Source organism: Nonomuraea sp. NPDC050556 (assembly GCF_044457355.1).
Classification (GTDB): Bacteria; Actinomycetota; Actinomycetes; order Streptosporangiales; family Streptosporangiaceae; genus Nonomuraea.
The window spans coordinates 878,245-897,134 of record NZ_JBITGU010000005.1; the positions used below are offsets into that span (position 1 = coordinate 878,245).

The window sequence follows — 18,890 nt, forward strand, 5'->3', positions numbered from 1 at the left end:
GGCAAGGTTGCCGCACCTCACACCACGCCGAAAGAGACCCGAAGATGGATCTTGTCTACAAAGAAGTCGACGAGCTGCGCCAGCACCTGCCGGAAGACCTCAAAGACCTCGCCGCCCGCCTCGAAAGGTCGCGGCTGAGAGAACAGCCCGTGGTCGCGGCCCTCATCGACGACCTCCGCGCCTTCCACGACGGCGCCCGCCTCGACGCCACCAAGACACACATCAACAACCGCACCGACAGCCACATCTTCTCCCTCTTCCACGCCCCCTACTTCCCGGCCCTCTCCCTCGACTACCTCACCTACCGGCAGATCCCCGCCGTGCGCGACCTCGCGGAGCGCTACCCGAGCAACACCATGGCCGTGACCGTGGAAGGAAGCTCGGCAGGCTTCGCCGACCGCGCGGTCGTGGCCCTCTTCCCTGAGAACCACGTCGACGGCCGCCAGGACCCAGGCGACCTGATCTTCTACTTCATCGACAAGTTCGTGGAGCGCCACAACCGGATCACCCGCAAGATGATCGACGCCCTGATGGCCCCGGCGAGCTTCCCGCACATCCAGGGCGCCCCCGACGAGCTGATCGAGCAGGCGTCGTCCTGGTGGGTGCACCTGCACGAGTACCACCACCAGCGCGGCGACATGCCCATCCCCGCCTTCCTCCGCGCCAAGTCCGCAAAGTCGCGGGCCGGCCTGGAGGAGCTGCGTGTCGACGTCTCGTCCATGCTGACCTGCCTGAACGAGGACAGCGACCAGGCGCTGGCCGCCTTCGAGTACATCCTCGCCGAGCGCCTGCTCCGCTACGCCGTGGAGGGCGTCCCGCGCCCCACCTATGACGCGATCGGCGCCCAGGTGCTGTTCACCTACCTCCTGCGGCACGGCGGGCTAGCCCTGACCGGCGGCCAGATTCAGCTGCTTCCCCGGCTGCCCGCCGTACTCGCCCAGCTCCTGGCCGAGATCGAGGACATCGAGCGGCTTGTCCACGACGAGCCCCTGGAGAAGGTCCAGGACCGGCTCACCGAGCTGACCCGCGCCTACGCGCTCCACGATCCGGAGACGCGCCAGTTCCTGCCCGCGCCGTACTTCGTGGACGCCAAGCAGCGGCTGGGCCTGTGATGGCGACCAGGGCCGCGATCCTCCGCACGGCCGCCGTGGTGGGGGTCTCGACCGGTCTGTACGGCACAGCGTTCGGCGCCCTGGCGAGCTCAGCCGGGCTGTCGGTGCTGCAGGCCACGGTGATGTCGTTGCTGGTGTTCACCGGCGGCTCCCAGTTCGTGGCCGTCGGCGTGTTGTCCGGCGGCGGCTCCCCGGCCACGGCGCTGGGCGCCGCCTGGCTGCTCGGCGCGCGCAACGCCTTCTACGGCCTGCGTATCGCCCCGGTCATCGGCGACGGCGCGTTGAGGAGATTGCTCGCCGCGCAGTGGACGGTCGACGAGTCCACCGCCGTGGCGTCGGCCCAGCCGACCCGCTCCGCCGCCGCACTCGGATTCTGGTCGACCGGCCTGGCCGCTCGGCGCTGAGCCGCTGCTGGGCGAGGTCTCCGCGCTGGCCAGAGGGGCCCGCCTGGCGATCGCCGCCGAGGCGCCGCGGGTCGTCCCGGCTCCGCCGTACCCGATGGGGTTGACGCGGCGGGAGTGGGAGGTCCTGCGGCTGATCACCGAGGGCAGCTCCAACCGCCAGATCGCCGCCGAGCTCGTGATCAGCGAGAAGACGGTCAGCGTGCACGTGTCCAGGACGCTCACCAAGCTCGGCGCCCCCAGCCGCGGCCAGGCCGCCGCCCTCGCCCACCGCCTACGCCTCTTCGAGCCCGCCGATCGCGGAAGCGGGCGTGGGAGTGGCGAGTGATCGAATGGGTATGAACCGGCCCGAAGATCACTCCTCCCGTCGATAAGGTCATCTATCTCTGGCGGGAGTCGGTTCGGTGAGGAAGCACAGGCGCCCACGCGGCGCATGGGCGTTGGCGGTGATGCTCGCGGGCGCAGCGGTCCTGGTGCCGGCCGCGACACAGGCGAAGACGTCGGGCGGGCTGGAGATCGCGCACCGGCTGCTGCCCAAGCCGTCGTCACAGCGCCGCGCGGGGGTATCCAAGGCCAAGGCGGACGGCGATCTGATCGCCGGCACGGAGGCGATCTACGAGATCGTCGTCACCAACAAGGGCCCGTCGGTCGCGAAGAAGGCGGTGGTGACGGACGACCTGAACGAGTGGCTGACGTTCGTGTCGTCCGACCCCGCCGGATGTACGGCCGTGGGCCAGAAGCTGACCTGCGTCGCCGGCGACATCGCCGTGGGCGCCTCGGTCACCTTCAGGGTGAAGGTCATGGTCAAGGCGGACACCCCGAAGGACACCGAGATCGCCAACGTCTCGTCGGTGAAGGCGGACACGCCGGACGGCACGCCGACGAACGACTCCTCGACCGCCGGGCCGACCAAGGTCAAGACCTCGGCCGACGTCAAGATCGAGAAGAAGGCCCCCGCCGAGCTGCAGAAGGGCGCGCGCGCCGACTACACGATCACGGTCACCAACGACGGCCCGTCCGACGCGCAGGCCGTGAAGGTGAAGGACACGCTCGACCAGTACCTCACCTTCGTCTCCAACGGTGCGGGCGCCACCTGCGCCGCAGCTGGCCAGGACGTCACGTGTGACGTCGGCAAGCTCGGCGTCGGCAAGTCGGTGACGTTCACCATCAAGGTCCAGGTGGCCGACCCGGTGCCCGCGGCGTACGCCATCAAGAACTCGGCGACGGTCTCGTCCACCACCGACGACCCGAACACCGCGAACAACACGGCGGGTCCGGACGCCGGGCTGGTGCCGAAGGAGCCGAACGCGGACCTCGAGATCAAGAAGACGGGTCCGTTCGCTCCCTGAGCACAAGGCGGCAGCCGGTAAAAAGTCCATCAACTTCATCCGGCTGCCGCTCCGCAATCCGCTGGTTCAGCGCCATTCCTGTACACCTTGATCGAGTTGTCTCGTCTGGTGGAGGAATAGGTGCGCAAGCCGTCTGTGGCCTGGCGGTTCGCGGGCGCCGTGGTTCTCCTCGGCGCCGTCCCCCTCGGAACCGCCCTGGCCGACAGCGCGCTGGTGGCCGGCGAGACCGCCGTCTACCGGCTCACCGTCACCAACCACGGCCCGGCCGGCGCCAGGGACGTCACCGTGACCGACGTCCTGGACCGTCACCTCAGCTTCGTCTCCGCCTCTCCCGCGGGCTGCACGGCGGACGACAGGACCGTCACCTGTACGGCGGGCGACCTGCGAACAGGCGACTCCACCACCTTCGCGATCACCGTCAAGGTCGCGCCGGGAACCCCGCCGGGCACGGTCATCGGCAACACCGGGCGCGTCTCCGCCCTCACCCCCGACGACCGGCAGGACAACAACACCTCCAGCGCCGGCGCGGGCACCGCGGTCACCACCAGGTCCGACCTGTCGATCACCAAGTCGGGCCCGCGCGCGGCCGACGCTGGCCAGGTGATCGAGTACGCCCTGGCCGTCACCAACCGCGGCCCCTCGGACGCCCGCGACGTCACCGTCGTCGACGATCTCGACCGGCGCCTGCGGTTCACCTCCTCGACAGCGGGTTGCGCGGCGGCCGGGCAGACCGTCACCTGCCGCCTGGGCACGGTCCCCGTGGGGGAGACGAGGCCGGTCCTGTTCAAGGCGCGGGTGCTGCCGGGGGCCAGGATCGGCGACCTGATCCAGAACTCGGCCAAGGTCACCTCCAGCTCCGAGGAGGTCCACGCGCGCGACAACGAGTCGGCGAAGGTCGACCTCAACGTGGGCAGGGTCAGCGACCTGGCGGTGACCTACACGGGCCCGCCCACCGTCGTCGCCGGCGAGGTCGTGGAGCACACGGTGACGGTGCGCAACAACGGCCCTTCTGACGCCGAGGGCGGAAAGCTCACCGTGCGGCTGGACCGGCATCTTCACCTCGTGAGCACGGACACGCCGGGCTGCGTGCCGAACGGGCAGGTCGTCACGTGCGACGTGGGCGCCGTCGAGGCGGCGGACCCGGCCCAGCGCGCGTCGGCGATGACCGTCGTCCTGCGAGTGCGCCCCGACGAGCACGCCGCCCCGGGCACCCTGCTGCGCAGCGAGGCCATCGTCGACTCGGACACCGCCGACCTCGTCGCGGCCAACGACGAGGACACCCTGGTCGAGAAGGTGGTGGCGGGGCCTCAGGACAAGGCCGACCTGGTTCTGACGAAGCGCGCCGAACGTCTGCAGAAGGGCCGGATCGCCTACCTCGTCACCCTCACCAACCGCGGGCCGGGCTCGGTGCGCGGCGCCGTCCTGACCGACGACGTGCCGACCGCCCTGCGCGACGTCCGCTGGACCTGTACGGCCAGCCCCGGCGCGAGGTGCGGCGAGCGCGCGGACGACCCGGTGCGCGTGGTCGCCGACCTCATCCCCGGATCCACCGTGACCCTGCGGATCACCGCCGAGCCCCGGCCTGGGCTGGTCGGCCGCACGCTGGTCAACACCACGTCGGTGAAGCTCCCCGACGGGATCACCGATCCCCGCCCCGAGGACAACACGGCCTCGGCCGAGGTGCGGATCCCCGGTTTCATCAACCCGCCCATCGACCCGGACGGCCACGGCGCCGTGCTGCCCTGGACGGGCCTGTCGGTGTACACCCCGGCAGGTGTCGGCGCCTGTCTGCTGCTTCTGGGCGGGTTCCTGCGGATAGCGGGCAGGCGGGTCACGTCAGCGACTTCTTGATCTCCAGGTCGGCCCTGCTGGTCATCGCCGTCACCGCCGAGGAGGTGTTGTTGGCGGTGTCCGGGTCGGTGACCCCGGTCGGCGCGGTCACGGTGGCGGTGTTGGTGACGTTGGTGCCGCTCGCCGGTTCCGTCGCCGTGGCCGTCACGGTGAACGTGGCCTTGCCGCCCGCTGCCAGGTCGACCGAGGTGGTGATGGCGTTGCCCGTGCCCGTGGCGGTGGCGCACCTGTTCGGGGCGGTAGCCGTACAGGACCAGGAGACGCTCGCCAGCGTGGCGGGGAGGGTGTCGCGGACGGAGGCCGCGACGACCTTGGACGTGCCCGCATTGGTGACCGTGACCGTGTAGGAGAAGGGGGCGCCGACCACGGCGTCCGACGGTCCTTGCTTGGCGATCCGCAGGTCGACCGGGGACATGGTGATCGTCACCGTGGCCGTGTTGTTGGTGGAGACGGGGTCGGTGCCCAGGGGGCCTACCGTGCTCGTCGCCGAGATTTGCAGTGACGCGTCCGCGTTCACGGTGGCGGCGACCGTACCCGTGACGGAGACGGCGGCCTGGCCGTCCACCGCGAGGCTCGGTCCCGTGCAGGTGCGGGTGGCGAGGGTGCAGGTCCAGCCGGTGGCGGCCGAGAGCGCCGTCGCGGTGAAGTCGGCGGGCCAGGTCAGGGTGACCGTCACGGCGGACGCCGGGTCGCCGCCCAGGTTGGTGACGGTGAAGCTGGGCGTTACCGGCACGCCCGGGTCCGTGACGAGAGTGGCCGCCGCGGTGGTGGTGCGCAGGTCGTTGACGAAGGGGACGACCTCCACGTAGAGGATCGCGTCGTTGTTGCCCGCCTGGTCGTTCACCTCGCTCACCGCGACCGTGGCGCTGACCTGGTAGCGGGTGCCCGGCGTGGCCGTCGAGGGCACGGTGAGGGTACGGCTGACGCTGCCCGTCGTGCCTGCGGCGACGTTGGTGGCCCAGCACGAGGTGGTGCTGGTGCAGTTCCAGCCGGTGCCCGTGGTGCCCGTCATGGTCAGGCCGCTCTGCGGGGTGAGGGTGAGCGTCGCGCGGGGGGCGGTGACGCGGTCCGCCGCGTTGCCGGTGCTGAAGGCGGTGACGGTGGCCGACGCGCCTGGCTTGATCTTCAGCGGCGCCGTCGTGGTGTACGTCGTGGTCACGGACATGTCGCTGAAGCCGAGCACCCACTTCTGGTTCGCGCCGCCGTGGCAGCCGTAGATGATCACCGGTGTTCCCGCGACGAAGGCGCCGCCGGAGACGTCCAGGCAATAGGTGGTGGTGAACTTGATCGTGTAGTCGGTGGTGCTGTAGGTCCACTTCTGGGCGGCGCTGGAGTTGCAGGTGTAGCCCCACGGCTGCACGGAGTTGGCCGGGGCGTTGCTCGGGACGTCCAGGCAGTATCCGGCGTCGTTCTTGAAGACCTGGTTGCTGTAGGTCCACATCTGGCCGGGCTTGCTGGTGTCGCACTTCTGCAGCGTTGCCTTGCCCGCGTTGCCCGCCGCGGTCTCCAGGCAGAAGCCGGGCTGGCCGTACACGGACAGCTGCGCGCTTCCCGCGGCGCGCGCTTCCACGGGCGCAATGAGGACAAGAACGACTATGAGCCCAAGCAGCACCTTCATGGGCTATTGTTACCCAGAGTGACTGATATGGAACAGAACGTTGACGGGGGACGCTCATGGCACACGTGTATTTGGTGGGTGGTGGCATCGCGGGGCTCGCGGCCGCTTCCTTCCTGATCCGGGACGCGAGGGTGCCGGGAAGCGACATCCGGATCCTGGAGCAGCTGTCCATCACCGGCGGATCCATGGACGGGACCAAGCTCGGGGGCGGCTACGTCACCCGCGGGGGCCGGATGTTCGAGGACGAGCACTATGTCTGCCTGTGGAACCTGCTGGAGACCATCCCCACCCTGGACGACCCGGCGATCTCCGTCCGCCAGGAGATGAAGGCGTTCAACATCGAGCACCCCACCAACGCCAAGGCGCGCATCATCCTGCGCGACCGCTCCATCGCCGACGCCGCGCAGCTCGGCCTGGACCACCGCGCGCGGGTGGACATGACGCGCCTGCTCGCGCTGCCCGAGCACGTCATCGGGGCCCGCCGCATCGACGAGTTCTTCCAGCCGGAGTTCTTCGACTCCAATTTCTGGTGCATGTGGCGCACCACGTTCGCGTTCCAGAACTGGCACTCGGCGATCGAGCTCAAGCGCTACTTCCTGGCCTTCGTGCAGGAGTTCGACCGCATCCACACCCTTTCTGGGGTACGGCGGAGCAAGTACAACCAGTACGACTCGGTGATCCTGCCGATCCAGCGCTGGCTCGAAGCCCAGGGCGTCGTCACCGACTTCGGCGTCACGGTCACCGACGCGCACTTCGCCGACCCGGCCTGCCGTACGGTGTCCGCATTGGAGACCTCGTCAGGGCGGATCGACCTCGGCCCGGACGACCTGGTCTTCTTCACGCTCGGCTCGATGACCTCGGACACCACCTACGGGGACAACGACACCGTCCCCGAGCTGGTCAAGGACAAGCGTGACGGCTCCTGGCGGCTGTGGGAGACGATCGCGCGCAAGGCCCCGGACTTCGGCCGCCCGGCGGTCTTCTGCGGCTCGATCCCCGAGTCCAAGTGGGAGTCGTTCACCCTCACCATGCACAGCCCCGCGCTGCTGGAGCGCATCACCGAGTACACGGGCAACGTCCCAGGCGAGGGCGCGCTGATGACGTGGAAGGACTCCCGGTGGCTGCTGTCGATCGTGGTCCCTGCCCAGCCGCACTTCCGCGACCAGGAGCCGGGCACCACCACGCTGTGGGGCTACTCGCTGTTCGGCGACGTACCCGGTGACCACGTGGACAAGGCCATGGACGACTGCACCGGCGCCGAGATCCTCGACGAGCTGCTCGGGCACCTGGGCTTCGACGACATCGCCGACGAGGTGCGCAGGACCACGCAGGTCACCACGGTCCAGATGCCCTACATCGACGCACAGTTCCAGCGTCGCGGTCCAGGCGACCGGCCGAAGGTGGTGCCCGAGGGGGCGCGGAACTTCGCCTTCCTCGGCCAGTTCGTGGAGATCCCCGAGGACGTCGTCTTCACCGTCGAGTACTCCGTGCGCGCCGCGATGATCGCCGTCTACCACCACTACGGCGTCGAGAAGAAGATCCCGCCGATGTACCACGGGCTCAACGATCCGCGCATCGCCGTGTCCGCCCTGAAGACCGCCTACGGCAGGTAGCGTTATAAATCGACCATGACCCGCGAGCGTGAGATCACCGAGCCCGTCGACCTGTGCCTGCCCGACGGGCGGCTGAACCCCGCGGCGGTCGGCTGGACCCGGCGCCCGCTGCACCGCGCCAACCTGCGCGGCTGGGGCCGGTGCAAGCGATGGGAATACTGGGGGATCGTCACCCCGACGCACATCGTCGGCGTGGTGGTCGCCTCGCTCGACTACGCCGGGCTCCTGGGCGTGTACGTGCTGGACAGGGAGACCCTCGAAGAGCTCTCCAGCGACGCCGTCGTCCCTCTCGCTCGTGGAGCCGTCTTCGAGCCTGGTACGGCTTCGCTGTCGGGCGGCGGCATACGCACGGTCCTGTCCGACACCCGGATCCGGGCGAGCGCACCCGGTGTGGAGCTGGACGTCGAGGTGCCGCTGCCCGAGGGGCACGAGTCGCTCGGCGTGGTGGTGCCGTGGAGCGAGACGCGGTTCCAGTACACGGTGAAGGATCTCGGCCGTCCCGCGCGCGGCACCCTCAGGCTGGGGAGCGAGGTGCACCCGATCGAGGACGCCTTCGCCGTGCTGGACCACGGCAGGGGCAAATGGCCGTACGCCGTCGTATGGAACTGGGCGGCCGGGTGCGCGCCCGGCCTGGCCGTACAGCTCGGGGGGAAGTGGACGGACGGCACCGGCTCCACGGAGAACGCCCTGTTCGTCGACGGCCGCCTGCACAAGCTGGACGACGAGCTCGTCTGGACCTATGACCGGGACAACTGGCTGAGCCCGTGGACCGTCACCGGTCCGCGGGTCGAGGTGGAGTTCCACCCGTTCCACGAGAAGGTCGCCAGGACCAACCTGGGCGTGGTGGCCAACGAGACCCACCAGTGCTTCGGCCATTTCACCGGCCGCGCCCGAGCTGACGACGGCGCCTGGATCGACCTCGCGGGCCTCACTGGCTGGGCCGAGGAGGCCCGCAACCGCTGGTGAGGTCTACGTCATCGGCGCGCCGGTGACCAGGACGGAGTCGACGAAGACCTTCGAGGTGGAGTAGCCGGTCACGCAGCTGGAGACGCTGAAGTCGGAGTGGGCGTGAATGACCCCCTGGCTGCCCTGACCCCAGCCGCGGGTGACCACGCCGTTGTAGGTGTGCGGGCCGAGGTTGATGCTCGCGGTCCACCGCAGGGTGCTGCCGCGACCCGCGCCGAGGGTGAACTCGATGGTGCCGCCACCGTTGTAGCCGCCGGACAGGCACCCGCCCCGCCCTGAGCCGGTGAGCGTCAGCGGGATGGTGGCGGGGACGGTCGGATCGACCGGGCTCACGCACCCGGTGAGCTGACCCTGCCCGGTGATGCGCAGATCCTGGGGGCTGAAGCTGAGCGCCGGGTCGAACTGCCCGGTGATCAGACCACCGGTGCAGGACAGGATGACGGCCTGGTCCGGCTCGGCGGCCGCGTGGGCCGGAACGGTGACCCCGGCCAGGACGAGTGCGGCGGCGACGGCGATTGACCTGCTGAAAGACATGTCTGTTCCCCCTGTGAGACTGCTGAACGTGTTCGATTGTCACATTCCGTGATCAACGAATCGGGGAGATCAGGGGCGTGTCAGCGGCGCGACGGTCGCGTGTCAGGGCGGTCGGCGATCGTAACTCCCATGAACGGTTCAGCGATCGCAGCCTCGGGGCTGCGGAAAGCCTACAAAGACAAGATCGTCCTCGACGGCATCGACCTGAATGTCAAAACCGGCACCATCTTCGCCCTCCTCGGCCCCAACGGCGCAGGGAAGACCACGACGGTGAACGTGCTCACCACCCTCCTGGCACCCGACGGCGGTCAGGCGTCCGTCGCCGGGCACGACGTGGTCACCGAGACCAAGGCGGTGCGCGCCGCGATCGGCGTCACCGGCCAGTTCGCCTCGGTGGACGAGCTGCTCACCGGCAGGGAGAACCTGCAGATGATGGCCGACCTCCTGCACCTCCCCAAGGCGGACGGCAAGCGCATCACCGACCGGCTGCTCGAGCGGTTCGACCTGGCCGAGGCGGCGGGCAAGATGGCCGCGTCCTACTCCGGCGGCATGCGCCGCAAGCTGGACCTCGCCATGACGCTGGTCGGCAACCCGCGGATCATCTTCCTGGACGAGCCCACGACCGGCCTCGACCCGCGCAGCCGCCGCACCATGTGGCAGATCATCAGGGAGCTCGTCGCCGACGGCACGACCATCTTCCTCACCACCCAGTACCTGGAGGAGGCCGACGAGCTCGCCGACCGCATCGCCGTACTCGACCAGGGACGGCTGGTCGCCGAGGGCACCGCCGACGAGCTCAAGCGCCAGATCCCCGGCAGCCACGTCCGCCTGCGGTTCGCCGCCAGGCACGAACTCGACGCCGCGGCCCGGGTCCTTCCCGGCTCCACGAGCGACGAGGAGGAACTGGCCCTCCGCGTCCCCGGCGACGGTGGTGTCAAGTCGCTCCGCGCGCTGCTCGACCTGCTCGACGCCCACGCCATCGACGTCGAGGAACTGTCGGTGCACACCCCCGACCTGGACGACGTCTTTCTCGCTCTCACCGGAAACAAGGAGGCCAACGCCCGATGAACGCCATCGCCGACTCCGCGACCATGTTGCGGCGCAATTTCCGTCACACCATGCGCAACCCCATCACCCTGATCAACGCCATCCTCGTGCCGATCTTCCTGATCTTCCTCATGGTCTACGTGCTGGGCGACGCGTTCAGCGTGGGCGTCAACTACGCCGACTACGCGACCCCAGGGATGATCATCACCACCATCTGCTACGGGATCAGCCCGACCGCGATCGCGGTGAACTCCGACATGACGAACGGATTCATCAACCGGCTGCGCGTCATGCAGGTCTCCAGGGGCGCGGTGCTGAACGCCCACGTGATCGCGACCATGCTGAGGAGCCTGGTGGCCATCGCCCTCATCGTCGGGGTCTCGCTGCTGATGGGGTTCCGGCCGCAGGCGAGCTTCACGCAGTGGCTCGGCGCGATCGGCCTCGTCGCCCTGGCGGTGTACGGCATCGGCTGGCTGACCGTCGCCTTCGGGCTGGCGGCGAAGACGCCGGAAAGCGCGGGCATCGCCGCGGTCCCGCTGATGCTCCTGCCCTTCCTGAGCAGCGCGTTCGTGCCCGCCGACAAGATGGGCGCCGGTGTGCGGCAGTTCGCCGAGTACCAGCCCTTCAGCTCGATCATCGAGTCCCTGCGCGGCCTGCTGACCGGCGCGCCCTCGACCAGCGCGACCATCACGGCCGTCGCCTGGTGCGTCGGGCTCGGGCTGATCGGCTACCTGTGGGCGCGCAGGTCGTTCACGAAGCGAGCGTGACCTCTGCCAGCTCCCGCCAGTCCCGCCCCTGGCCGTCCAGCGTCGCCTCGGTGAAAACACTTTCACCGAGGCGATTTCGCGTTTCCTCGGCGATCCTGGCAGCGTCCGGGTGCGCACGATCCGCCGTGCCGCGCACGGCGTCGCTCGCGGCGAGCAGCCGTACGGCCTGCTCGTCCTGCCCCTGGCGCAGCGCGAGGTCCGCCACTCCGACCAGCACCCCGGCGATCAGCGGCGGGTACGCCGACAGCACGGCCGCCTGGAACGCCTCGTTCCGGTGCTCGCGGGCCTGCTCCAGGTCCTTGGCGAGATATCCGTACAGGTCCATGGCCGTGGCCCGGACCAGGGAGTTGTCCAGCATGTCCCGCACCGAGTCCAGGTGCTGGTGGGCCTGGTCCGTCTCGCCGCGCCAGTACGCCAGCCGCGCCTTCGCGAGCGACAGCTCGGCGAGCACGTCAGGCCAGGTGATCCCGCCCGCGCGCCGTTCGGCCTCGGCCATGGCGGACGCGCTGGCCGCCTCGTCGCCGAGCAGCCAGTACAGCTGGGCCTGCCGGGCACGCAGCCCGATGACCTCCTCGGTCCCGCCCATCGGGGCCAGCGCCACGACGGCCTCGTCGTAGTGCTCGCAGGCGCGCGCGAACTCGCCGCGCATGGCGAGCCGTTCGGCCAGGAAGGTCAGCGCGAACGAGACCCCCCATCGCTCACCCAGCTCGCGGAACTCGGCCAGAGCCGTTTCCGCGTCGGCGTCCACGTCGGTCACGTCGCTGTTGAGCAGCAGCCTGAACCGCCCGCGGGTGAGCCTGGCCTGCGCGCGCACCCACGGGTCCTCGTCGGCGACGAGGGGGTCGAACGCGGTCAGGAACGCCGTCGGCTCGCTCAGCATCTTCTCCAGCGGCGCCACGAACCCGAGCATCGGGTGGCGCAGCCCGATGTCCTGGGTCAACCGGTACGCCTCGTGGATCCACTCCTCCGCCTGGAACTGGTCGCCGCCGATCCCCGAGGTCACGAACATCGCCACGATGGTGTACGCCATGGCCCGCACCTCGGCGGTGACCTCGCCGGGCAGCGAGGCCGCCGCGATGCTCAGCTCGGTGCCCTCGGCCCGGTGCCCGGAGAGGAACCAGTACCAGCCCACGGCCCCGACCAGCCGCATCGCCTCCTCGGCGAGCCCTTCGGCGATCGTCCAGCGCAGGGCGGCGATGAGGTTGTCGTGCTCGGCCCTGAGCGTGGACAGCCACGTCAGCTGCTCGGCCCGGCGCAGATGCGGCTCAGCCGTCTCGGCCAGTTCGGTGAAGTAGGCGACGTGCGCCCGGCGCGCCAGCTCGGTCTCGCCCGACTCGGTGAGCCGGTCGACCGCGTACTCCCTGATGGTGTTGAGCATGCGGTAGCGCGGCGCGCCCGCGTAGTCGACGAGCAGCAGCGACTTGTCGACGAGCGCGGTCAGCAGGTCGAGCACCTCGTCGCCGCCGCACACCGCCTCCGCCGCCTCCAGGCTCGCCCCGCCGGAGAACACCGAGAGCCGCCGCAGGACGCCGCGTTCTTCCTCGGACAGCAGGTCCCAGCTGTAGTCGACGACCGCGCGCAACGTCTGGTGCCTGGCGAGAGCCGTACGGCTGCCGCCGGTCAGCAGGCGGAACCGGTCGTCGAGCCGGCGCGCGAGCTGGTCGACGGACATGGTGCGCAGCCGGGCGGCCGCCAGCTCGATCGCCAGCGGGATCCCGTCGAGCGCCTGGCAGATCCTGACCATGGCCGCCAGGGTCTGCTCGTCGGAGCCGATGTCCTTGCGCACCAGGCTCGCGCGGTCCCGAAGCAGCTGCACCGCGGGGGAGGAGGCGGGGTCCGAGCCCAGTTCGAGCGGCTCGACCTGGCACAGCACCTCGCCGGTGATGCCGAGCGGCTCCCTGCTCGTGGCCAGGATCCGCAGCCTCCTGCACTCGCCCAGCAGCCGGTCGGCGAAGGCCGCGGCCTCCTCGATCACGTGCTCGCAGTTGTCCAGGATCAGCAGCATCGCGCGCTCCCTGAGCGCGGCGATGAGCCGGTCCATGGGTTCGCCGCCGCGCGCGTCGCCGTGCAGCGCCTGGTCGCGCAGGCCGATCGCGGTGAGTGCGGCCTGCGCCAGGTCGCCGCCCGCCTGGACCGAGGCCAGTTCGACCAGCCACGCGCCGTCCGGCAGGTCGCCGAGCATCGTCCGCGCGGTCTCGGTGGCCAGCCTCGTCTTGCCCGAGCCGCCCGGTCCTGTCAGGGTGACCAGCCGGTGCCCGATGGCCAGGACGGCGACGGCGGCGACGGAGTTGTCCCTGCCGACGAAGCTCGTCAGCTCGGCGCGCAGGTTGGTCCTGCGGTTCTCCGTACGCTCGCCCAGCTCGCCCCGCAGCAGCGCGGTGTGCAGCGCGGAGAGCTCGGCGGACGGGTCGGCGCCCAGCTCGTCGGCGAGCTTCTCGCGGGTCCGTTGGAAGAGGGTCAGCGCCTCGTTCCCGCGCCCGGCCTCGGCGAGCGCGCGCATCAGCGCGGCCACGAACCCCTCGCGCAGCGGATACGAGGCGACCAGGTCGGTCAGCTCGGAGAGCATCTCCGAGCCGCGGCCGAGCCGGATGTCGGCTTCCACCCGATCGCTGAGCGCGGCGACGTGGAGCTCGTCCAGCCGCGCGACGACGGCGTCGAACGCCTCGCTCTCCTGGAGGGCGATGTCCGCCATGGCCTGGCCGCGCCACAGCCCCAGGGCGGAACGCAGCAGCTCGGCGCGCGCGGACGGCTCTGCCGTACGGGCCTGGGAGATCAGCTGCTCGAACCGGTGCACGTCCACGGAGTCAGGGGGTACGGCCAGCCGGTAGCCGCCGGAGTCCGCCTCGATCACGCCGCCGGGCAGCACCCGGCGCAGCCTGGAGACCAGCGCCTGCAGGGCGTTCACCTCGTCCGCCGGCGGCTGTTCCCCCCAGACCCAGTCCACCAGCCTGGAGCGCGTGACGATGCGGCCGGGCTCGAGGGCGAGCGCCGCCAGCAGCGCGCGCAGCCGTACGCCAGGAATCTCCACGACGGCCCCATCGTGGTTCTTGACCTCGAACGGCCCGAGCAATCCGACTTTCACATCCGTCATTGTGCCGAATTGTAGCGACCTGCGGGTCAGCGCCCGTGTCAGCACCGTGTAGGTGCCATGTCAGCGCGAGGGGTGAAAGTGGGTGTCATGTACGGTCCAGCGATTGCAGCGCGGCTCCACCGGCAGCGCTAAACACGTACTATCGCGAGATGAGGAATGGTATGAGCGAGTCTGTCCACACCATCGCCACGATGCCGACCGCACGTCAGGCGGGGTGTCCCTTCGACCCGCCCAAGGAGTTCATCGAGGCGCGCGAGCACGGTCCGATCAGCCAGTTCACCTTTCCCGACGGGCACCAGGGCTGGATCGTCACCGGTTACGACCTGGTCCGGTCGATCCTGGCCGACCCCAGGTTCAGCTCGCGCAGGGAGTTCATGAAGCACCACCCGCTGGTCGACCTCGGCGACATCGAGGTCCCGCCCGCGCCGCCCGGCGAGTTCCTGCTGATGGACGAGCCGCAGCACAGCCGCTACCGCAAGCCGCTGGTGGGCAAGTTCACCGTCCGCCGCATCCGTCAGCTCACCGAGCGGGTGGAGCAGGTCACCGCCGAGCAGCTCGACGCCATGGAGAAGGCCGGACCGTCGGTCGACCTGGTGACGGCGTTCGCCAAGCCCATCCCGTCCATCATCATCTGCGAGCTGCTGGGCGTGCCGTACGAGGACCGGGGCTTCTTCCAGGAGAACATCGACAAGTTCCTCGGCGGGGAGGTCGGCGACGAGGAGCTGATGGCGGCCTACGTCGCGGTCCAGCAGTACCTCGCCGAGCTGGTGGCGGCCAAGCGCGCCAACCCCACCGACGACGTGCTCAGCGACCTGCTCGACACCGACCTGACGAACGAGGAACTGCAGGGGATCGCCCTGATCCTGCTGTCGGCCGGGTTCGACACCACCGCCAACATGCTGGGACTGGGCACCTTCGCCCTGCTGCAGAACCCGGACCAGCTGGCCGCGCTGCGCTCCGACCCCGAGATCGTCGACGAGGCCGTCGAGGAGCTGCTGCGGTACCTCACCGTCGGCAAGACCTTCATGCGGACGGCGCTGGAGGACGTCGAGCTGGGTGGGGTGACCATCAAGGCCGGTTCGGCGATCATCCTGTCGTACGCCACGGCCAACCGTGACCCCGAGCGCTTCCCCAACCCCCACGCGCTCGACCTGCAGCGGCAGAACGGCGGGCACCTGGCCTTCGGCCACGGCATCCACCAGTGCCTGGGACAGCAGCTGGCCCGCGTCGAGATCCGCGTCGCGCTGCCCGCGCTGGTCAACCGCTTCCCCACGCTGCGCCTGGCCGTACCTGCCGACGAGGTCGCCATCCGCCCGGAGACCGCCGACATCTTCGGCGTCAAGAGCCTCCCCGTCACCTGGGACGCGTGACCATGCGACCGGCCGCCACCACGGTGGCGGCCGGGCCCGCGCTCACCGACAGGGACAGGCTCACCCTGCGGACCGCGGCGTACGGTGCCGTCACCCTGATGGCCGCAGCCGGTGCTCCTGGCTCGCCACACCCGGCCGCGACCGGCGCGCTGTACTCCGCGACCGTCCTGGTCGGTCACGTGCTCGACGAGCGGTCGAAGGGGGTGCGGCTGAGCAGCGCCTCGGTGGCCGTGATCGCCGCCCACGCCCTGCCCGCTCTGACGAGGGCCATGAACCTGCTCAGGAACCGGGCCCCCGCCGAGGCCGACACCTTCCGCGCCACCGTCATCGTGGCCGCCGAGTTCGCCGCGAGGACCCACCTGGGCGAGCCCAGCCCCGAGCTGGCCGAGATGATCCGCAAGATCACCGCAGCTCTCGACGCATTCAGTTGAGCGACAGCCACGGGTGCTGTTAGCTTCACACGGTGGACGACAGCCGTGCACGGACGGAGACGATCGACGACTTCGCGGCGACCCTGCGGGACCTGCGCAATTCCGTCGGCAACCCGCCTTTTCGGGAGATGTCCGGGCGGTCGGGGGCTATCTCGCACACGACGTTGCACGAAGCCACGAAGGGCAACCGGCTGCCGAGCTGGGAGACGACGGTCGAGTTCGTCAAGGCGTGCGGGGCGGACCCGGCGGACTACCGCGAACCCTGGGAGAGGGCGAACCGCGCGATCAGATCGGTGCCTGACAGCGTGCCTTCTCCTTCCCCTCCCAAGCGGTCCCGGCTGACCCGCCCGGTCATCATGGTGGCTGCGGCGGTCGTGGCCGTCGGGACAGCGGTCCTCGTCGTCGTCAACATCCCCGGCGAGCAGAGCCTGACCCCGACCCCGCCCGTCACCGCGTCGCCGGTCGCGCTGTCCCCGGCCGACTGCCCGGTGCGCTCGTCCAACCCACCCGCCGCCCCGCCCGCGCACAAGGGCGACGCGGCCATGTTCATCGAGGACGTCACGCTCACCGACTGCACGCCCGTCGGCGCCGGCAAGACCGTGACCAAGGTGTGGCGGCTCAAGAACGCCGGGACCGTGCCGTGGCAGGGCTACTCGCTGCGCCGACTCGACCCCGCCCAGCAGGCCGACCAGTGCCAGACCATCTCCGACGTGCCGATCGCGGACACGCAGCCCGGCGAGATGGTCGACATCCGCACCGACATCACCACCCCGCGCAAGCCGGGCCTCTGCTACGTGCGGTTCAAGATGGTCGACGCCTCGGGAACGGTCGTGTTCCCTGGCAGCCGGCCGGTCAACTTCCAGATCATCGTCGGACAGTGAAATCCCCGCCGCGCCCACGGGCACGGCGGGGATCTCATGACGGATCAGCCGAGCGCGATTCCCGTGTAGTAGTTCTGCAGGATCCTGCCGTAGCTCCATCCGGCTCTGGCCTTGTCGCGCGAGCCGTTCTGCGACATCCAGTCGCCGTCGGTCCAGTCGCGGCAGGCCGTCGTCGTCGCGCAGTACTGCGCCCGGAAGATCTTCCCGCTGCGCGTCAGCCTGGCGCCCCACGTCGCGTCCACGGCGGCGCTGGTCGCCGCCGTGGCGGAGCCTGGCTTGTAGACCTGGCTCGACGTGTGGTCGTAGACGTCGAAGCACTGGCCGCTGGACGTCTTCTTGTTCGAGTGCAGCGCCCAGTACCAGCCGAAGTTCTTCACGGCCATGGCACCGGCCTTGAGCGACTCAGCCGGCCAGGTCGACACCCACTCGTTGGGCAGGACGTTCTTGACGTACGTCTTGAACTCCACCCGCTCCACACGGTCCAGCGACTTCCGGTACACGAGGATCGTGGTGGGCAGCCTGGTGTCCGAGCCGTCGCTCTTGCACCCGGTGGGCGCTGAGCTCAGGAACTGGTGCGAGGCGTTCTGGTTCTTGAGCGTGGGGTTCAGGTTGGCCTTGGCGCCTGGGGCGAAGTCCTGGTAGGTGCCGGTGTGGCCGCTGTTGTAGAAGACGCGGACGGTCTGGCTGCTGCGGTTCCAGACCGAGGCGGCTTCGTTCTTGATGCACTTGCCCTGGCCCTCACCGGGCCCCTTGAAGTCGTAGCAGGTGGGCTGGCTGGTGGCGTAGTCGGCGACCGATGCGGTGAAGTCGGAGACCGAGCCCTGGTTGTTGCTGTTGAAGTAGTAACAGAACTCGCCGGTCTCGCAGTTGCCGTCACGGGCGGCGGCCGAGGCGGGCGTTGCGGTGGTGGCGAGTACGGCGACGCCGAGCGCCATCGCGGCGACGATCCTCACGGGTGTCTTCCTCACTATCGGACGCTGTAGCCCTGGGAGTTCCAGAACGAGGTCGGGTTCGGGTTCTCCAGGTTCGGGTCGCCGACGCTCTTGGCCGCCCGCGTCACCTGGCCGAGGCGCATCTCGACGTGGGTGTGCGCGGACCCGCTGCTGGACACCCCGTGCCACGCCTCGGTGGCGATGGTCTGGCCGCGGCTGATCGTCTGGCCCACCCGCAGGGAGGACAGCGGGGCGGTGTGCAGGTAGACCACCGTCTTGTTCAGCGCGCCGTTGTAGATGGCGATCGTGGACAGTCCGGCCCGGCCGTTGTAGCCCTGCTGGACGTTCGTGATCGTGCCCGACACCAGGGCCTTGACGCTCGAGCCGATGCCGCGGGCGATGTCGATGCCCTCGTGCCTGCCGGAGGTGGAGGTGTAGCCGTCGAAGCCGCAGGTGATCGAGCCGCCGCTGAGCGCGTACAGCGAGAACGACATGTTGCTGCGCCCAGGCGACGGGGTGGATCCCGGGTTGAACAGGTGCGAGGCGTTCTGGTTCTTGAGCGTCGGGTTCAGGTTGCCCTTGGCGCCCGCGGCGAAGTCCTGGTAGGTGCCGGTGTGGCCGCTGTTGTAGAAGACGCGGACGGTCTGGCTGCTGCGGTTCCAGACCGAGGCGGCCTCGTTCTTGATGCACTTGCCCTTGCCCTCGCCAGGGCCCTTGAAGTCGTAACAGGTGGGCTGCGTGGTGGCGTAGTCGGCGACCGAGGCGGTGAAGTCGGAGACCGACCCCTGGTTGTTGCTGTTGAAGTAGTAACAGAACTCGCCGCTGTCGCAGACGCCGTCACGGGCGGCCGCCGAGGCGGGTGCCGTGGTGGCGAGTACGGCTCCGCCGAGCGCGACTGCGGTGAGGATCGTGGTAAGGGTCTTCATC

16 protein-coding genes and 1 pseudogene are annotated in these 18,890 nt (G+C 69.7%); 12 read left to right on the plus strand and 5 right to left on the minus strand.

Annotated elements, in window-relative coordinates:
• Positions 1–29: 29 nt before the first annotated feature.
• The 5 genes and pseudogenes from ACIBG8_RS46450 to ACIBG8_RS46470 form a co-directional block, all read left to right on the plus strand.
• A pseudogene (locus ACIBG8_RS46450) lies at positions 30–1,112 on the plus strand (DUF6421 family protein); the annotation flags it as partial.
• On the plus strand, positions 1,112–1,516 hold the full coding sequence (locus ACIBG8_RS46455; RefSeq protein ID WP_397349692.1) for an AzlC family ABC transporter permease: 405 nt from the start codon (positions 1,112–1,114) through the stop codon (positions 1,514–1,516). The pseudogene ACIBG8_RS46450 and the gene ACIBG8_RS46455, both read left to right, overlap by 1 nt.
• Positions 1,517–1,610: 94 nt before the next feature.
• Complete coding sequence (locus ACIBG8_RS46460; protein WP_397349693.1) at positions 1,611–1,841, plus strand: response regulator transcription factor; 231 nt, start codon at positions 1,611–1,613, stop codon at positions 1,839–1,841.
• 76 nt (positions 1,842–1,917) lie between these two features.
• Positions 1,918–2,862: a DUF11 domain-containing protein gene (locus ACIBG8_RS46465; RefSeq protein WP_397349694.1), complete on the plus strand. Its 945-nt coding sequence runs from the start codon at positions 1,918–1,920 to the stop codon at positions 2,860–2,862.
• Between the two features lie 120 nt (positions 2,863–2,982).
• Positions 2,983–4,713: a hypothetical protein gene (locus tag ACIBG8_RS46470; protein WP_397349695.1), complete on the plus strand. Its 1,731-nt coding sequence runs from the start codon at positions 2,983–2,985 to the stop codon at positions 4,711–4,713.
• Here ACIBG8_RS46470 and ACIBG8_RS46475 read toward each other — a convergent pair.
• Positions 4,694–6,331 carry a ricin-type beta-trefoil lectin domain protein gene (locus ACIBG8_RS46475; RefSeq protein WP_397349696.1) on the minus strand — a complete coding sequence of 546 codons (1,638 nt, stop codon included), beginning with the start codon at positions 6,329–6,331 and terminating at the stop codon, positions 4,694–4,696. The two genes, ACIBG8_RS46470 and ACIBG8_RS46475, sit on opposite strands and share 20 nt — an antisense overlap.
• A 56-nt stretch (positions 6,332–6,387) precedes the next feature.
• On the opposite strand from ACIBG8_RS46475, the gene ACIBG8_RS46480 reads away from it, so the two are divergent.
• Both ACIBG8_RS46480 and ACIBG8_RS46485 read left to right on the plus strand, forming a co-directional pair.
• Complete coding sequence (locus ACIBG8_RS46480; RefSeq protein WP_397349697.1) at positions 6,388–7,944, plus strand: oleate hydratase; 1,557 nt, start codon at positions 6,388–6,390, stop codon at positions 7,942–7,944.
• Between the two features lie 15 nt (positions 7,945–7,959).
• Positions 7,960–8,910, plus strand: coding sequence for a DUF2804 domain-containing protein (locus ACIBG8_RS46485; RefSeq protein ID WP_397349698.1), 951 nt, complete (start codon positions 7,960–7,962; stop codon positions 8,908–8,910).
• Positions 8,911–8,913: 3 nt separating this feature from the next.
• On the opposite strand, the gene ACIBG8_RS46490 is transcribed toward ACIBG8_RS46485, so the two are convergent.
• Positions 8,914–9,444 carry a hypothetical protein gene (locus ACIBG8_RS46490; RefSeq protein ID WP_397349699.1) on the minus strand — a complete coding sequence of 177 codons (531 nt, stop codon included), beginning with the start codon at positions 9,442–9,444 and terminating at the stop codon, positions 8,914–8,916.
• 129 nt (positions 9,445–9,573) lie between these two features.
• Here ACIBG8_RS46490 and ACIBG8_RS46495 point away from each other — a divergent pair, with 129 nt between their 5' ends.
• Together ACIBG8_RS46495 and ACIBG8_RS46500 are read left to right on the plus strand one after the other, a co-directional pair.
• Positions 9,574–10,512 carry an ATP-binding cassette domain-containing protein gene (locus ACIBG8_RS46495; protein ID WP_397349700.1) on the plus strand — a complete coding sequence of 313 codons (939 nt, stop codon included), beginning with the start codon at positions 9,574–9,576 and terminating at the stop codon, positions 10,510–10,512.
• The gene (locus ACIBG8_RS46500; RefSeq protein ID WP_397349701.1) at positions 10,509–11,258 is read left to right on the plus strand and encodes an ABC transporter permease; all 750 of its coding nucleotides are present in this window, start codon (positions 10,509–10,511) and stop codon (positions 11,256–11,258) included. Before ACIBG8_RS46495 ends, ACIBG8_RS46500 begins: the two co-directional genes overlap by 4 nt.
• On the opposite strand, the gene ACIBG8_RS46505 is transcribed toward ACIBG8_RS46500, so the two are convergent.
• Positions 11,242–14,349, minus strand: coding sequence for a BTAD domain-containing putative transcriptional regulator (locus ACIBG8_RS46505; RefSeq protein ID WP_397349702.1), 3,108 nt, complete (start codon positions 14,347–14,349; stop codon positions 11,242–11,244). The two genes, ACIBG8_RS46500 and ACIBG8_RS46505, sit on opposite strands and share 17 nt — an antisense overlap.
• Before the next feature lie 161 nt (positions 14,350–14,510).
• Here ACIBG8_RS46505 and ACIBG8_RS46510 point away from each other — a divergent pair, with 161 nt between their 5' ends.
• From ACIBG8_RS46510 to ACIBG8_RS46520, 3 genes are read left to right on the plus strand one after another with little or no spacing between them, the layout of a single operon-like run.
• Positions 14,511–15,719 carry a cytochrome P450 gene (locus tag ACIBG8_RS46510; protein WP_397349703.1) on the plus strand — a complete coding sequence of 403 codons (1,209 nt, stop codon included), beginning with the start codon at positions 14,511–14,513 and terminating at the stop codon, positions 15,717–15,719.
• Between the two features lie 2 nt (positions 15,720–15,721).
• Positions 15,722–16,150, plus strand: coding sequence for a hypothetical protein (locus ACIBG8_RS46515; RefSeq protein WP_397349756.1), 429 nt, complete (start codon positions 15,722–15,724; stop codon positions 16,148–16,150).
• Between the two features lie 32 nt (positions 16,151–16,182).
• The gene (locus ACIBG8_RS46520; RefSeq protein ID WP_397349704.1) at positions 16,183–17,031 is read left to right on the plus strand and encodes an NBR1-Ig-like domain-containing protein; all 849 of its coding nucleotides are present in this window, start codon (positions 16,183–16,185) and stop codon (positions 17,029–17,031) included.
• 44 nt (positions 17,032–17,075) lie between these two features.
• Here the strand turns inward: ACIBG8_RS46520 and ACIBG8_RS46525 are convergent, their stop codons facing one another.
• Both ACIBG8_RS46525 and ACIBG8_RS46530 read right to left on the minus strand, forming a co-directional pair.
• On the minus strand, positions 17,076–17,984 hold the full coding sequence (locus tag ACIBG8_RS46525) for a SpoIID/LytB domain-containing protein (protein WP_397349705.1): 909 nt from the start codon (positions 17,982–17,984) through the stop codon (positions 17,076–17,078).
• 14 nt (positions 17,985–17,998) lie between these two features.
• Entirely contained in the window at positions 17,999–18,889 is an 891-nt protein-coding gene (locus tag ACIBG8_RS46530) for a peptidase inhibitor family I36 protein (protein WP_397349706.1), read from the minus strand.
• Position 18,890: the final 1 nt, after the last annotated feature.

What these genes read in the sequence shown, in the direction of transcription:
- ACIBG8_RS46475 (WP_397349696.1), bottom strand. Translation starts at nt 6,331, where the DNA reads ATGAAGGTGCTGCTTGGGCTCATAGTCGTTCTTGTCCTCATTGCGCCC.
- ACIBG8_RS46485 (WP_397349698.1), top strand. Translation starts at nt 7,960, where the DNA reads ATGACCCGCGAGCGTGAGATCACCGAGCCCGTCGACCTGTGCCTGCCC.
- ACIBG8_RS46495 (WP_397349700.1), top strand. Translation starts at nt 9,574, where the DNA reads ATGAACGGTTCAGCGATCGCAGCCTCGGGGCTGCGGAAAGCCTACAAA.
- ACIBG8_RS46480 (WP_397349697.1), top strand. Translation starts at nt 6,388, where the DNA reads ATGGCACACGTGTATTTGGTGGGTGGTGGCATCGCGGGGCTCGCGGCC.
- ACIBG8_RS46515 (WP_397349756.1), top strand. Translation starts at nt 15,722, where the DNA reads ATGCGACCGGCCGCCACCACGGTGGCGGCCGGGCCCGCGCTCACCGAC.
- ACIBG8_RS46510 (WP_397349703.1), top strand. Translation starts at nt 14,511, where the DNA reads ATGAGCGAGTCTGTCCACACCATCGCCACGATGCCGACCGCACGTCAG.
- ACIBG8_RS46455 (WP_397349692.1), top strand. Translation starts at nt 1,112, where the DNA reads ATGGCGACCAGGGCCGCGATCCTCCGCACGGCCGCCGTGGTGGGGGTC.
- ACIBG8_RS46490 (WP_397349699.1), bottom strand. Translation starts at nt 9,444, where the DNA reads ATGTCTTTCAGCAGGTCAATCGCCGTCGCCGCCGCACTCGTCCTGGCC.
- ACIBG8_RS46530 (WP_397349706.1), bottom strand. Translation starts at nt 18,889, where the DNA reads ATGAAGACCCTTACCACGATCCTCACCGCAGTCGCGCTCGGCGGAGCC.
- ACIBG8_RS46505 (WP_397349702.1), bottom strand. Translation starts at nt 14,349, where the DNA reads ATGACGGATGTGAAAGTCGGATTGCTCGGGCCGTTCGAGGTCAAGAAC.
- ACIBG8_RS46460 (WP_397349693.1), top strand. Translation starts at nt 1,611, where the DNA reads ATGGGGTTGACGCGGCGGGAGTGGGAGGTCCTGCGGCTGATCACCGAG.
- ACIBG8_RS46500 (WP_397349701.1), top strand. Translation starts at nt 10,509, where the DNA reads ATGAACGCCATCGCCGACTCCGCGACCATGTTGCGGCGCAATTTCCGT.